At 68.8% G+C, this 14,816-nt stretch carries 11 protein-coding genes; 6 read left to right on the top strand and 5 right to left on the bottom strand.

Annotated elements, in window-relative coordinates; all coding sequences use genetic code 11:
- Positions 1-181 precede the first annotated feature (181 nt).
- Positions 182-1,633, bottom strand: a complete 1,452-nt coding sequence (locus tag B1H19_RS04740) for an amidase (protein ID WP_083103360.1) — start codon at positions 1,631-1,633, stop codon at positions 182-184.
- 419 nt (positions 1,634-2,052) lie between these two features.
- Between B1H19_RS04740 and B1H19_RS39615 the strand changes: the two genes are divergently transcribed.
- The 3 genes from B1H19_RS39615 (at position 2,053) to argG (ending at position 5,373) form a co-directional block, all read left to right on the top strand.
- On the top strand, positions 2,053-2,622 hold the full coding sequence (locus B1H19_RS39615) for a carbonic anhydrase (RefSeq protein WP_083103363.1): 570 nt from the start codon (positions 2,053-2,055) through the stop codon (positions 2,620-2,622).
- Positions 2,623-3,037: 415 nt separating this feature from the next.
- Positions 3,038-3,814 carry a glycosyltransferase family 2 protein gene (locus B1H19_RS04755; RefSeq protein WP_159027990.1) on the top strand — a complete coding sequence of 259 codons (777 nt, stop codon included), beginning with the start codon at positions 3,038-3,040 and terminating at the stop codon, positions 3,812-3,814.
- A gap of 104 nt (positions 3,815-3,918) precedes the next feature.
- Positions 3,919-5,373 carry an argininosuccinate synthase gene (gene argG, locus B1H19_RS04760; protein WP_083103368.1) on the top strand — a complete coding sequence of 485 codons (1,455 nt, stop codon included), beginning with the start codon at positions 3,919-3,921 and terminating at the stop codon, positions 5,371-5,373.
- Positions 5,374-5,482: 109 nt separating this feature from the next.
- Here argG and B1H19_RS04765 read toward each other — a convergent pair whose 3' ends face one another.
- A complete protein-coding gene (locus B1H19_RS04765; protein WP_237289123.1) occupies positions 5,483-7,051 on the bottom strand; it encodes an alpha/beta hydrolase in 1,569 nt (522 codons plus the stop codon).
- Between the two features lie 348 nt (positions 7,052-7,399).
- On the opposite strand from B1H19_RS04765, the gene B1H19_RS38550 reads away from it, so the two are divergent.
- Both B1H19_RS38550 and B1H19_RS04770 read left to right on the top strand, forming a co-directional pair.
- Positions 7,400-7,627: a hypothetical protein gene (locus B1H19_RS38550; protein ID WP_159027991.1), complete on the top strand. Its 228-nt coding sequence runs from the start codon at positions 7,400-7,402 to the stop codon at positions 7,625-7,627.
- A 386-nt stretch (positions 7,628-8,013) separates the two neighbouring features.
- Entirely contained in the window at positions 8,014-9,162 is a 1,149-nt protein-coding gene (locus B1H19_RS04770) for a hypothetical protein (protein ID WP_335755926.1), read from the top strand.
- A gap of 72 nt (positions 9,163-9,234) precedes the next feature.
- On the opposite strand, the gene B1H19_RS04775 is transcribed toward B1H19_RS04770, so the two are convergent.
- Genes B1H19_RS04775 through B1H19_RS04785 form a run of 3 tightly spaced genes read right to left on the bottom strand, consistent with a single transcriptional unit; the run spans position 9,235 to position 13,757 of the window.
- Positions 9,235-10,209 carry an antibiotic biosynthesis monooxygenase gene (locus B1H19_RS04775; RefSeq protein WP_083103370.1) on the bottom strand — a complete coding sequence of 325 codons (975 nt, stop codon included), beginning with the start codon at positions 10,207-10,209 and terminating at the stop codon, positions 9,235-9,237.
- Between the two features lie 6 nt (positions 10,210-10,215).
- Complete coding sequence (locus tag B1H19_RS04780; RefSeq protein WP_083103371.1) at positions 10,216-12,933, bottom strand: molybdopterin-dependent oxidoreductase; 2,718 nt, start codon at positions 12,931-12,933, stop codon at positions 10,216-10,218.
- Positions 12,930-13,757 (bottom strand): FAD binding domain-containing protein, encoded by an 828-nt coding sequence (locus B1H19_RS04785; RefSeq protein ID WP_083103372.1) that lies wholly within the window; start codon positions 13,755-13,757, stop codon positions 12,930-12,932. The genes B1H19_RS04780 and B1H19_RS04785 overlap by 4 nt, the downstream gene beginning before the upstream one ends.
- 422 nt (positions 13,758-14,179) lie before the next feature.
- Between B1H19_RS04785 and B1H19_RS04790 the strand changes: the two genes are divergently transcribed.
- Positions 14,180-14,716 (top strand): DUF2231 domain-containing protein, encoded by a 537-nt coding sequence (locus B1H19_RS04790; protein ID WP_083103373.1) that lies wholly within the window; start codon positions 14,180-14,182, stop codon positions 14,714-14,716.
- Positions 14,717-14,816: the final 100 nt, after the last annotated feature.

Raw genomic sequence — 14,816 nt, forward strand, 5'->3', positions numbered from 1 at the left:
GTCCAGTACGGTGCCACGCCAGGTGAGGGTCGACGCGGCTGCCAAGGGACTGTCTGGTTCTTGCCGTTTATGCATCCATGAGCGAGTTTCTCCTTCGCGTTCCGGGCAGCGACTGCGCGCATGCGGAGAATCTCGTCGTGATCCGCACCTTGCCCCCCCACGGACACCCAGCTGGCAAGCCCTACTTCGGTGCCTGGAAGCCGCCGATCTTCTGCTCGAGCAGTTCGGCCAGTCGCAGTGGGGTGCGGTCCTCAAACATCGGACCGATGAGCTGCACTCCCACCGGCAGACCCTCGGGGGACCGGCCCGTTGGTATGGCGGTGGCGGGCAGGCCGGGCATGGTGGCAAGACCGGCCCAGACCAGCTGGTCGAAGTACGGGTACTCGGCACCGTCGATGTCGATCCGGCGTTCCCTCGGATCGGGGTTGTGGTCGTGCGGGAACGCGGGAGTGGGCGTGACGGGACACAGCACGGCGTCGAACTCGGTGAAGAACCGGCGCCAGCCGTGGCGGTGGAGCTCGCGACGGCTGTTCGCCTCGATCCAGTCGCGGTGGCTGCACACCATGCCGCGCAGCATCGCCGCATCGAGGCTCTGGTCGTCTGCGCTCAGTGCGGCGGCCTGGGTCCGCAGCTGCTCGTACCCTTCGACGGGAAAACGTGCAACGGAGCCCGAAAACAGCAACTGCCTGTAGAGCATCGCGGCTTCGGTCAGATCGGGCAGCAGCGGACTGTGCCGTTCGACGCGGGCGCCGCCGTCGACAAGCGCGTCGGCCACCCGGTTCACGCCCGCCCGCACAGCGGACGCGGTCGGAATGAACGGATGCTCGTCGACGACCAGGACCCGGAAGTCGCGGAGCCGTTCGTGGCGCGCGGGCGGCAGCGTCAGGTGGTACGCCACGCCGAGCGTCAGCGGGTCCGGTCCGGCCATGACGTCGAGCAGGAGCGTGAGGTCGCGAGCGGTGCGCGCCATCGGGCCGACGACGGCGAGGTCGAGCTCGACCGGCAGGGCCGGCCCGGGCGGCGGGACCATGCCGCGGCTCGCCGCCAGCCCGAGTGTCGGCTTGTGCGCGTAGACGCCGCAGAAATGCGCGGGGGTGCGCAACGAACCGGCGATGTCGGATCCGATGGACAGCGCGCCGAATCCGGACGCCAGGGCCGCCGCCGAGCCGCCGGAGGATCCGCCCGACGTACGACGGTGATCCCACGGGTTGTTGGTGGTGCCGTAGATCTCGTTGAAGCTCTGTATGTCTTGCAGCCCCAAGGGCACATTGGTCTTGCCGAGCACCACCGCGCCTGCGGCCTTGAGCCGCGACACCTGCACCGCGTCCTCGGACGGCACATAGTCCCGGTGTTGCGGCATCCCCCAGGTCGTGGGCAGCCCGGCGATGTCGTAGGACTCTTTGACCGTCACCGGAATACCCAGCAGCGGCCGGTCCTCACCGCGAGCGCGGGCCTCGTCGGCACCGCGCGCGGCGGCCCGTGCACGGTCGAAGTCCGGCACACAGATCGCGTTGATCGCATCGTCGTCCCGTTCAATACGGGCGATCGCCTCGTCGGTCAGTTCCGCCGAGGTCACTTCACCGGCACGCAAGGCAGCCGCGAGTTGTTCGGCCGTCGGAAAATTCCACTCCATGAATCCGACCGTACGGGCCTGTGGGAGAGGGCACGAAATGCCGCTTCGCACAACGGGATGGAGGTCTCCATACTCATCTGCCTGGCGGCCCTCGACCCGATGGTCGTAGTGCTGGTGGGACTCCGTGAGCCGTCCGCGGCAATGTGCCCGTGCCTGCTTGCGCCTGCCGCCCGGTGACCCACATCACGTTGAACAATTGCGCTGGTCAAGGTGGAGCAACGGGTCTGGGCGGCATGGAGAGGAACGGCCGAATGAACAGAGCTGGACAGCCGGATCGTAGGGCTTTGCTTGCCGCCGCACTGTCGGGCGCCGCGGTCGTGCTCACGGGGTGCTCATCGACGAGGGACGCCCCGGCGGCGGCAACCACCCCTTCGCCGAGCCCACGCCCGACCACACCCGCCGCGGCCTTCGCACGGCTGATGGAAGGCAACAAACGCTGGGTGAGCGGAAACCTGCAACACCCCGACCGGGATCCGACCCGGCGTCAGCTCGTGGCTCATGAGCAGGAGCCTTTTGGCTCGGTCCTCTCGTGTATCGACTCCCGCGTGCCGCCCGAGCTCCTCTTCGACACCGGGCTGGGTGACCTTTACGTGATGCGCACGGGCGGGGAGGCGGTCAGTCCGGTGGTCACCGGCTCCGTCGAGTACGGGCCGATGACCAGCGGCACCCCCCTCATCGTGGTCCTCGGGCATCAGCGCTGCGGCGCCATCAAGGCGGCGTACACGTCCCTCCGTGACGGCAAGCCGCTGCCCGGCAACCTGCAGGCGATCGTCAGGGCCCTGCGGCCGGCATACGAGCAGACGGTCCGGGAAGGCGGTACCGACCCGGTCGAGACCATGGCTCGCAACCAGGCCAGGCTGACCGCAAACGATCTGCGCTCCAACCAGGACCTCGCCCCCCTCGTGAAGAAGGGCGCCCTCGCCGTGGTCGGCGCCTACTACTCGCTCGACACCGGCAAGGTGCAGGTCCTGACCGGCGCGCCTTCCTGAACAGGTCGGACGCGGCGGAAGGGCGTTGACGGGCCGGTATCGGGTTCGGCCGCCGCTCAGTTGCCGGACGGGCCGCACAGGACGTCGGCCTGCGCGGGAAGAGCACGGCACCGTGCTGCTGATGGCGATCGGCCTGCTGCCGGGCCGCATCGGCGGACGCCCGGTCCGCTACCCGGTCGCCTGGGGACACCGCCGCGCCGCCGTCATCGGTAAACCCGTTCAACACGGTGGGTGACATTCAGGTAGCGCCAGCCCTCGTTGATACCGGCCCTGTCACCTGTCGGTGGAGGTCGTAGGGGCGTGGCTCCTTTCAGGTCCGTAGTCGGGCGAACGCACTGAGTACCGAGAGTAAGCATTGATCATGGGTTCATGTCATGATCCCGGCGGGCTCATCCCTCTCCGACAGGACCCGACCATGCGAACCATCAGCATCATCACCGCCGTTCACGAAGGCGGCCACCACTTCATCGGCGACACCTATGAATCCCTTCGCGAGCAGAAGCTCCCCGATGACTGGCAATGGGAGTGGTGCGTACAAGAGGACGGCACCTCGGGGATCCCTGCGAAGAGCCTGCCCAGTGACCCCAGGATCACCTTCGGGACAGGACTGCGAGCGCGCATAGCGGTCACACGCACACACGCCCTCGCCCGTGCGAGGGGAGACCTGATACGGACGTTGGACGCGGATGACGTACTGCTGCCGGGCGCGCTGGAGCGGGACATCGAGACGTTGGAACGTGTGCCGTGGTGCGTATCGGCCTGCGTCGACCTCCACGAGGACGGGACCACGGCGCCGGGTCCGTACGACCCTCCGGGTGGCCCGTTGGAACCCGCCCTCTTCTATCGCGAGGTGCTGGAGCGACGCCTGTCCGTCCAGGCGACCACATTCGCCGCTCACCGTCGCCTGGTGATGGCGCTCGGCGGCTGGCAGGCGCTGTCCGGAGCCGAGACGGTTGCACTGCTCCTTGCCGCCGAGGCGGTGGCACCCGGCGAATTCATAGCGGAGCCGAGCGTCTTCTACCGCAAGCATCCCGACCAGACGACCGCCTCCCGTCGCTACTGGGAACCGGCCGAAGCGGCCACGCGGACCGACGCGCTCATACAACGCGCCACCGCCCTGCGGGAGTCGGGCTGGAAGTGGCAGCAGGCAGACCGGCACGGGCACGAGCCCCAGATGGAGGCGAGCAGGTGAGGGCAGGCCTCCGGCGAGAGGCCGGGTGGGGGTGCGGCGCTCACCTCGACGATCATTCGGGGACCTCGCTTGCATGACCATGCTTAACAATGCATACTCTTCCTGTGTCTAAGGTTCTCACTTCCCTCCCCACCGGCGAGCGTGTCGGCATCGCCTTCTCCGGCGGACTCGACACCTCGGTCGCGGTCGCATGGATGCGCGACAGGGGCGCCGTCCCGTGCACCTACACCGCCGACATCGGTCAGTACGACGAGCCCGACATCGCCTCGGTGCCCGGCCGCGCGAAGACCTACGGTGCCGAGATCGCGCGCCTGGTCGACTGCCGAGCAGCGCTGGTCGAAGAGGGTCTGGCCGCGCTCACCTGCGGGGCGTTCCACATCCGCTCGGGTGGGCGCGCCTACTTCAACACCACGCCGCTCGGCCGCGCCGTCACGGGCACCCTCCTGGTGCGGGCGATGCTCGAGGACGACGTGCAGATCTGGGGCGACGGCTCGACGTTCAAGGGCAACGATATCGAGCGGTTCTACCGCTACGGCCTGCTGGCCAACCCGCACCTGCGGATCTACAAGCCCTGGCTGGACGCCGCCTTCGTGACCGAGCTCGGCGGCCGCAAGGAAATGTCCGAGTGGCTCGTCACCCACGACCTGCCCTACCGCGACAGCACGGAGAAGGCGTACTCCACCGACGCCAACATCTGGGGCGCCACGCACGAGGCCAAGACCCTCGAGCACCTGGACACGGGTGTCGAGACCGTCGAGCCGATCATGGGTGTGCGGTTCTGGGACCCGGCGGTGGAGATCGCCACCGAGGACGTCACCATCGGCTTCGAGCAGGGCCGCCCGGTGACGATCAACGGTGAGAAGTTCGCCTCCGCCGTCGACCTCGTGATGGAGGCGAACGCCATCGGCGGCCGCCACGGCATGGGCATGTCGGACCAGATCGAGAACCGGATCATCGAGGCCAAGAGCCGCGGCATCTACGAGGCGCCCGGCATGGCCCTGCTGCACGCCGCGTACGAGCGTCTGGTCAACGCGATCCACAACGAGGACACCCTCGCCCAGTACCACACCGAAGGCCGGCGCCTGGGCCGGCTGATGTACGAGGGCCGCTGGCTGGACCCGCAGGCGCTGATGGTCCGCGAGTCGTTGCAGCGGTGGGTCGGCGCCGCCGTCACCGGTGAGGTGACGCTGCGGCTGCGGCGCGGTGAGGACTACTCGATCCTCGACACGACCGGTCCTGCGTTCAGCTACCACCCGGACAAGCTGTCGATGGAGCGCACCGAGGACTCGGCGTTCGGCCCGGTGGACCGGATCGGCCAGCTCACCATGCGCAACCTCGACATCGCCGACTCGCGCGCCAAGCTGGAGCAGTACGCCGGCCTCGGCCTCATCGGCACCGGCAGCCCCGCCATCGGCGCCGCCCAGGCGGCCGCGACGGGGCTGATCGGCACCATGCCGGAGATGCCGGAGGGCGGCGCCGAGGCCATCGCCTCCCGCGGCGAGGTCTCCGAGGAGGACGCGCTGCTGGACCGCGCCGCGATGGAGTCCGGCACGGACTGATCGGCCCCGGCGCGGGCCGAACGCTCGTCATCCCGAGAGAAGGCATAACAAGAGAGGCAGGCTCGGCCCCAAGGGCGTCGAGCCTGCCTTTTGGCTTACCCGGGCATCGTCACCCCCGGGTGACCCCACTCGGCACCGGGAGCGGGTTGGCGGCGCAGGTGGTGTCGGTGGGCGGGAGGGTTCCGTTGACGAGGTAGCCCTCGACCAGGTGGTCGACGCAGGCGTTGTGGTTCTGGAACTGTCCGTGGTCGCCGCCGCCGACGACCGTCACCAGGCGAGAGGTGGGCAGGGCCCGGTGGTCGCGCAGTGCGCCCTCGTAGTAAGTGGCGGGATCGTGTACGGAGTTCAGCATGAGGATGGGGGGCAGGTCGCGCCCGGTGACGTGGAGGTGCGGTGCGGTGGAGCGCGGCCAGGCGGCGCAGACCGCGGAGTAGGCCAACACGCGGGCGCCCACCAGCGGATGGTCGCGCGTGGCGCGGTCGCTCTGTGCGATCCAGTAGGCGGTGCTGCGGTTCCAGGGCGTGTCGTTGCAGGTCACGGAGAAGAAGTCCGCCGCGAAGCGCGCGTCCACGGGGTGCGCCATTGCCTTGGCGAGGGTCTGCTTGACGGCAGGTGATGCGGTATCGGGGTGTTCGAGCGCCATCAGGGCGGTGGCGAGGTTCTCGAAGCCCGGGTCGGCCTGGTAGATGGCGCTGCTGGCGAGCGTGTCCAGTTGATCGGGGGTGATGGTCGTCCCGTCGAGGACCAGTGGGTGTGCATGCAGCCCGGCGCGCAGACGTTCGTAGGATGCCTTGGCCTGTGCGGGCGTGCGCCCTTGGTGGTAGACGCCGTCGTTCTTCGCCAGCCAGGGGAGGAAGTCCTTGTCGAATCGGCGTTGGAAGCTGGACGGTTGGCCTTCCATGAACGACTGCCAGGTGCCGGTGTAGTCGACGTTGCTGTCGAGGACCATGCGCGCCACGCGGTGGGGGAACGCGGTCGCGTAGGAGGCACCCAGGACGGTGGCGTAGGACGGGCCGTAGTAGGAGATTGTCCTGGCCCTGAGGAGGGCGCGGTAGAGGTCCATGTCGTGGACGGCCTGCTCGGTGGTGATGTAGGGCAGCAGGTCGTTCGCATGGCGTTGGCAGTCGCGGACGAAGGCGCGCGCTCGGGCGAACGTCCCGCGGAGGGCGCCGGCGGAGCGGTCGCGTTTGTCGCCGGAGAAGTAGGCGTCGACGGTCGGCTGGTCGGCGCAGGTGACCTTGGTGCTGCTGCCGACGCCTCGCTGGTCGAAACTGACGATGTCGTAGGTGGCAGCGAGACCGGGTGCGTAATGTGCCAGATTCACGGGCCTGTTGAGGCCGGAGGCTCCGGGGCCGCCGGCGGCCATCATCAGCACTCCGTGCCGCCCGGCCGTATCGGTCGCCCGGTGCCGGGAAACTTCCACGGTCAGGCTGGGGCCCTGTTCCGGATGGTGCCAGTCTCGTGGCACGGCCATGGCCGCGCATTCCAGCGCACCGGAGGCACAGGACCGCCAGTCGAGATGCTGGTGCAGATAGCGCGCCGGGGTGCGCACCGCGCCTGGCCCGGAGGCGTGTGCGGCCGTGGCGAGGTGCGCGTTCACGACGGGAAGGGCTCCTGCCGTGAGGAGTACGGATGCGGCGACGGTCGCCCAGCGCATGGATTTCCCGGATATGGGCATCGGTTCCCCCTTGAGGAATATCGGTGCCCTTGATACTGGTTCGCGCTGATGCGGCGATCAATGAAGTCACCTTCCGTACCCGGGGTGGTACCAGTGCCACCCCGCCGCCCGGGCGGGTGCGTCGGGCGCCCGAGATCTCCGGTTGGCCCGCGGACGACACCCACGCCGCCTGCGGTGGCGCCCCGCGTTGCTCCATTCGAGTGAATGCCTACCCTGGAAGTACAGGCAGCGCGACGACGGTGCCGCCTTTGGTCGGTCTTCTCGGCCAGCGGGGACCTCCTCGGGGGTCGCGCAGACGAGAATGAGGTAGAACCCATGCAAGCGCGACGTATGAGGCGCTCGTTCGCCATGGCAGTGGCTGGTGCCCTGCTGGCGAGCGGCGCGGCGGTCGGTACGGCGGGCGTGGCCACAGCAGCCCCCGCACCCTCGACGACCAGCATCTCGACGGTTACCCATCACTACAAGTGCCACTGGGTGAAGGGCCACTGGCGCTGGGTCCACGGTCACCGGGTCTGGTACTCAGGCCACTGGACTCCCTGGTACTGCACGCACCACAACGGGCACCACAAGCATTGATCACGAGCCTGGTCCGCCTTTCGCAAGTGCGACAACAAGGACATCCGGCGCGCTGCCTACGGGACAGGGCGGGGACGGTGGCTGCATCCCAACCGGTCTGCACGGTCACGCACAGTCGTAGATGCCCTCGTTGAGGAGGGAGGTGCACGGACATCTCCTGCCGATCGACGGCGGGAGGATCGCAGACTGCGGCGGAGCCCCGGGCCCACGTGCGACAACCGCCGAGCGCCGGGCTCCCACACGCCCCTCGTCGAAACTCGTCCCCGAAGTGGCCGCGCCGTGTCCGGAGCAGCCGATAACGTGCGTATGTGCAGATCGAAGGGGCACAAAAACGACCGGGAACCGCGCTGTTGCTGACGGCTGCCCCGGCAGGCAAGGGTGCGCTCGTGGACACGAGCCGGGTGGTTCCCGCGCTGGCAGCGGTGCCGCCGGCCGCATGGACGGGCACCGCTGCCACCACCACGCTCATCGAACTGGCCGACCCCACCGACCCGCAGGCCGTGCTGACCCGCATCCGGGGTGCCGCCGCCACCGAGGGCCCGTTGACCGTCGTGCTGGTCGGCCAACTACAGCTCGACCGCCGACAGCAGCAGATCCACCTCGCGCTGGCCCGCACCACACCCCCGACCGTCCGCTACACCGCCCTGCCATGGGCCTGGCTCGTCCAGGCATTGCAGCAACGCCGCCCTCGCACCACCACGGTCCACGTCGACCTGATCGCCGATGCGGAAGCCTGGCAGCTGCTCGGCGACAAGCCGCTCTCCTTCGGAGGCGCCCACGTGTACGGCGTCATCGCGCCACCGCCCCCGGGACGCCGACGCACCGCCCAGCCCAGCTACGCACAGGCCCTGGCCCGGATCCTGCGGGGCGGCCATCACCCCGGCGACGAGGAGTTGCACCACGCGGCCCTTCGCGGTGCCGACCTCGCAGAGACCGCTCTCGTCCTCGGCCCCATGCCGACCGCGGACGGCGCGAACGTCCCTCCGCCGCCCGGAAATCCAGCAGCGGTGACGATCCCCGCTCCGACTCCCCCACCGCCACAGCAGGGGCGGCAGGGCGCCTCGCCGGCCTACGTGCCCAGCGCTGCCGCCGTCCCCGCCGAGGGCGACCCGCACGAGCGGATCGCCGCCGCCTCGAAGGCCGGCCGGCACTACGAAGCCGCCGAGCTGGCGGCCGCCGCCGAGCGCTACGCCGTGCAGACGTACGGGGCCGACACCTTCGCCGCCGTGCACTGGGTCGAGGTCAGAGCCTTCTTGGCGTCCGTCGCCCAAGAGCCCGGTCGCAGCTGTGAGCTGTGGCTGCGAGCAGCCGAGACCCGCCTGGACGTCCTGCAGCAGGCAACCGACGCCCGCGATGTCGAGACGAGCGTCGACGGGGCCCACCATCAGTGGATGCAGATGCGCGATGCCGTCGCGGCCCGCGCCCTCGCGCCCCGACTCATCGCCCTGCGCCGCCAGGTGCCGGGACGGCAACCCGGCGCGCTGACCTCCATCCAGAGGATGCTGGAGCGGCTGAACAGCCTGCCCCCGCAATGACCTCCGGCCCAGCCCCGCTCCGTTCCTGTCCGAGCCGCGAGCCGCTAGCCGTCAGCAGTCAGCAGTCAGCAGTCAGGGCAGCGTCCAGAACCGGACCGTGACGAGGTAGAAGACGACGGCCCAGAACACCATCACCGCCGCGACGACACCGAGGCCACGCAGGTTGCTCCTTACCGCCGGTTCGTCCGGCGCCGGCCGCAGCCACCGCCCGAGCAGCGGGTTCACGTAGTAGGGCATGGTCAGGAAGCTCATGATGAAACTCGACAGCAGGTTGCCCACGAGCAGGCCGATCCAGAGCGGCAGGTGCAGCGGGGACAGAGCGAGCGTCAGCAGCACGACCGTCGGGTACAGGCCGACCCAGATGGCGAGGGAGGTCCTGGTCTCGGAGGGCGGCGGCGGTGCCTCCTTGCCGTTGCCCTCGAAGGCGAACCAGCTGCCGAACGAGTTGTCGATCGTGCGCAGATTGAAGTCGCTGAACTTCTCGCCCTCCGCGAGGATCTCCTGCCGTTGGGGCGATGTCAGCCAGGCATCGAGGTGCTCGGCGCTGTCGTAGCGGTACAGCGTGGTCCATTCCTCCTGAAGCCCCTCGATGGGACGGAAGAGCTCGGTGCCGCGAAACCCCTCGAACTTGCTCTCCTCCTGGACCATGTGGTGCTGCCAGGCGAGGAAGTCGTCGACCTGGTTCGGGTGGACGCGGTGGGTGGCCACCACGGTGACCAGCGGATCCAGTGACTGGGTGCCGCTGCTGACCACCTGCTGGGTCGCCGGACCGTCGAAGTACTTGGCGCCGACGTCGAGATACGTCTGCCGGGTCGCGCTGTTGATCCACTCCTGGAGGTGCGCCACCGAGTCGAACCGGTACACGACGACCCAGTCGGGTTGCAGCGGTGTCGGCGGGGAGGTCTCGGCGCCGAGGAAACCGGGATAGTAGGCGGCCGCGGCGTTGAGGTCCTCCTGCCACGACTCGAACTCCCGCTCCACACCGGGCAGGACCTTCTGGCCGATGATCGCCGTCGCCGCGGCGGCTACGTTCTTTTCGGTGTTCATCGTGGCTCAACCTGTCGACACCGACTGCTCCGTAGGGAGCCAGCCGTAAATGCGTTCCGGAGTCAGCGGCAACGCACGGTAGCGGACGCCCGTGGCGTCATGCACCGCGTTCGCGAGCGCGGGGGCCACCGGGTTGATACAGCATTCCGCCATCCCCTTCGCCCGCATGGGCCCCACCGAATCCGCCGAGCCGACCAGGAGGACCTCGGTGCGGGGGATGTCGGCGTAGGTGGGGATGCGGTAGTTCCGGAGGTTCGGGTTGACCATGACGCCGTTGTCGTCGACGTGATAGTTCTCGGTCAGCGCGAAGCCGATTCCCTGGGCGACGCCGCCCTCTATCTGTCCCCGGACCTGCACGGGATTGATGATCACCCCGGCGTCCGCGGCGTGCACGCTGTACAGGATCCGTATCTCACCCGTCACGCGATGCACGGCGACCCGGAACCCCTGCGTGTTGGAGGTGACGCTCCGGGGCGAGCCGTATGCCTTGCGTGCTGCGGTGAAACGGATTCCACGCCGGCGGGCCAGGGCGACGAGTTCGGCCAGCGACACCCGCCGGTCCCCGCAGACGACACCGTCGTCGTCCATCGTGCACATCACGACATGGACGTTCGTGTGCGCGGCGGCGAATTCCAGGATGCGGTCGCGCACGGCATTGGCCGCCCGCAGGACCGCGTTGCCCGCCACGAAGAGACCCGCACTCGCGAAGGCACCGGTGTCGAATCCGGTGCGGTCGGTGTCGGACTGCACCAGACGGATCCGCGACGGCGTCGTGCCCAGCTGGTTGGCGGCGATCTGGACATGCGCCGTGGAGGTTCCCTCCCCGAACTCGGGGGTCCCGACGGCCAGTTCGTAGAGGAGATCGTCGCCCAGCGTGACCCAGGCCTCGGAGATGTGTTCCGTCGGGGGCGCGGTCTCGTGCAGGGAACTCGCCAGGCCGGCTCCGACGAGCCACTCGGGGCCGGGAGGTGGCCGGTCGGCCGTGCGGGCCAGGGCGTCGCCCACCAGGTCGATGCACTTGGCGAGCCCGTCCTCGGTGAAGATCACGTCGTCCGGGCCGTCGTGCCGGGCGACCAATGGCTCGCCCGGCCGCACGATGTTGCGTCGGCGCAGTTCCAACGGGTCGATGTGCAGCGCGCGGGCCAGTTCGTCCATCGCCGACTCCACGGCGAACGCCGGCTGCGTCATCCCGTACCCTCTCAGCGCACCGCTCGGCACGGTGTTTGTGTAGACGGAGTAGGCGTCGTACTTCTTGTTGGGGCAGCGGTAGATCATGACGGCGGCTCCACCCGCGTACAGCGTTTCGCCGCCGTGGTTGCCGTAGGCGCCCGTGTTCGACACGTTGCGCACCTGGAACGCGGTGAGCGTTCCGTCGGCCTTCGCGCCGAGTTTGACCGTCAGGGTCATCGGATGCCGTGGCGAGGCCGTGGTGAACTCCTCCTCGCGGGTGTACTCGAGACAGGTGGGCCGGCCGGTGTCCAGGGTGGCGAGCGCGACCAGATCCTCCGCGATCACCTCCTGCTTGCCGCCGAATCCGCCGCCCACTCGCTTGCAGAACACCCGCACCTGGTCCGGGCGCAGCGCGAAGAGGTGCTCCAGTTTGACCTTCGCGATCGACGGTGACTGCGAACTGGTGCGGACGTTCAGCCGGCCGTCCTCCATCCAGGCGATCGAGCCGTGGGTCTCCAGATGCGCGTGCTGCACCCGCGGTGTGACGTACGTGCCTTCGTGGATCACATCGGCCGCGGCGAATCCCGCGTCGACGTCGCCGATGTGCGAGTGGAATTCGACAAGGATGTTGTGGACGGGGTCGCGGACGAACGGATCGGCGGAGCAGTGCAGCTGGGGTGCGCCGTCGGCCATCGCCGCCTCCGGGTCGAACACCGCCGGCAGCACCTCGTACTCGACGGCGAGACGCCGGCGGCCCTCCTCGGCGGCCCCGACCGTGTCGGCCAGGACCACGGCGACGCGCTGGCCGGCGAAACGGACCGTGTCGTCGAGGACGTAGGTGTCGTCCGGGTCGACCAGGTGGTCGGTGTGGATCGCCGTGGAGAAGCGTTTACGGGGTACGTCTTCCCAGGTGTAGACCCGGTGCACGCCGGGCACCGCGAGGGCGGCGCTCTTGTCGATCGAGAGGATCCGGGCGTGCGCGTGGGGTGAGTGCAGCACCTTGAGGTGCAGCATGCCGTCGATCCGCGTGTCCATCGTGAACTCGGCGTGCCCCGTCACCACATCGTGGCCCGCGGGCGCGCCGACGCTCGTCCCGACGGCTTTGCCCGGTGCCGCCGTCTCCACCGCGCTGACGCCCTTCACGGCGTCCTCGATCGCCCGGTATCCGGTGCAGCGGCAGAGGTTGCCCTTCAACGCCCGTGGCAGATCCGCCTTCTGCTCCTCGGTGAAGGTGGCCGACGTCATGATCATCCCTGCGGTGCAGAATCCGCACTGGAACCCCGGGGCCTCCTCGAACTGCCGCTGCATGGGATGCGGGGCGCCGGGCCGTCCCAGGCCCTCGATCGTGGTCACCTCCCGGCCGTCCGCGCGGAAGGCGGGGGTGATGCAGCTGTGTACCGGGGTGCCGTCCAGCCACACCGTGCAGGCGCCGCAGTCGCCCGCGTCGCAGCCCTTCTTGACGCCGAAGTGGCCGAGTTCGCGCAGAAAGGTCCGCAGACACTGACCGGGGGCCGGCTCCCGGTCGAATTTCCTGCCGTTCACGAGGTAGCTCATGCCAGGTCCCCAGCCGTGAGTTCGCGGCAGATCTCTTCGGCGAAGTAGCGTGTCAGATGCCGACGGTGGTCAGGGGTCCCGTTGGGATCGGCGAACCATACGTCGGCCGGCACGTCGTCGATGCTCTGCCGCAGGGCCCGAACATCGGGCAGGGAGTCGAAGGCGATGCGGACCGGCCGCGTGGTCCCCGCGGTGACGGTGAGCAACAGGTCATTCGCTCCGGGTCGTTGCGTGCCGACGAGGAACACCGTCGAACGGCCGAGCCGGGTCAGCGTGAAGCGGCGGTGCGCGGTGCGTTTGCGCAGCGCGTGTTCCGGAATGACGACGCGCCGCAGGATCTCCCCGGGGGCGAGTACGTTGCGATGGTCGCCCGTGACGAAATCGACGGCGTCGACGAAGCGTACGGAGCCATCCGGCGCCCACAGTTCGTACCGCGCCTCCAGCGCCACCGTCAACGTGATCATCGGGCCGGCGGGCAAGGACATGCAGATATTTCCGCCGACGGTCGCCGCATTCCAGACCTTGAACGAGGACAGGAATGCCTCACAGCTTTTCCGGAAGAGAATTCCGGCGGTCCAGTCCTCCGGCCAGGAAAAGGCGTACAGGTCGCGAATGGTGCAGGTGGCGCTGATCTCCAGACCCTGGTGCGTCGGAACAAGCGGCTCCCAGCGCAACGCCGTCAGGTCGATCAGCCGTCGCAGGTCCGGCTGCTCCGTGGAATAGAGCCACGTCCCGCCTGCGAGCCAGGCATCGCCCTGGTGCCAGTCCATGCCCGGCCGCTCGGACGGTCGCCGGATGACTTCAGTAATGGTGTTGAGGTCCATGAAACCGACCTACAGGAGAACGCACCTACGGAAATCGACTGTCCCGTGGGACAGTCGATATGGATTTCCCGCTGACCGCACAGATGCCACCGCCGTGCCACACCGTTCTGGGCGGCCGAGCCGCGACGGCCAACGGGCACAGAAACTTTTGCCCCATTCTATCGCAGCATGCGGATGACCATCCAACCGATGACCACGAAAAGTAGCCGACACACCCCGGACGGTCACCCTCGGCGTCCGTCGAGCGCCCCTGCCCCAAAGCCACCGACCGAGGCCGAGGCCGCCGCCGAGGCCGCCGAAATGACTCACGTTTCAGAAGAAGCTGAGAAAGTCTCCTGCCAGGCTGATAGGCCCTACCTTGCGGGCACGGGAAGGCCGTGCCCGCGTCGACTTCTCACGGCCGCCTTCCGGAGGACAACCCGATGAGTTTCAGCCTGATCAACGGTCTGCCCGCACATGTCCTGATCGTGCACTTCGTCGTCATCTTCGTGCCCCTGAGCGCACTGGCGGTCGTGGTCGGCGCGATCTGGCCGAGTGCCGCCCGGCGCATGGGGATTGTGCTGCCGCTGCTGGGACTGGTGACGCTGGCGAGCGTGCCGCTGGCCACGCAAGCGGGCGGGTGGCTGGAGCAGCACGTCGACAGCGACGCCCTGGTGCGCAAGCACACCGAACTCGGCGACGGGCTGCTCCCCTGGGCCGCGGCGCTGTTCGTGCTGGCGACCGTGATCTGGTGGACGACCCGCCGGTCGGCCGCGGCGGAGCCGGCCCACCGGGGGCGGGCCCGAGCCACCTCTTCCCCGTTGTCGATGATCCTCCGTGTCGTGGCGGCGGTACTGTGCATCGGGGTGGCCGCGGGCGCCGTCGTGGACGTGTACCGGATCGGCGACTCCGGGGCGCGGGCCGCCTGGCACGACGGCTTCTCCCAGACGGCCAAGGGCGACCATGGGGGCAACGGCTGACGCGGGAGATGATCCAGTCACCGCTTTCGGCTACAGGCCGTCTGCTTCGAGGTGGCGTGGAGGGGCCGAGTAGGTTGAGCGCCTGAGCGCTGAGCCTGCC

The organism is Streptomyces gilvosporeus, assembly GCF_002082195.1.
Lineage (GTDB): Bacteria > Actinomycetota > Actinomycetes > Streptomycetales > Streptomycetaceae > Streptomyces > Streptomyces gilvosporeus.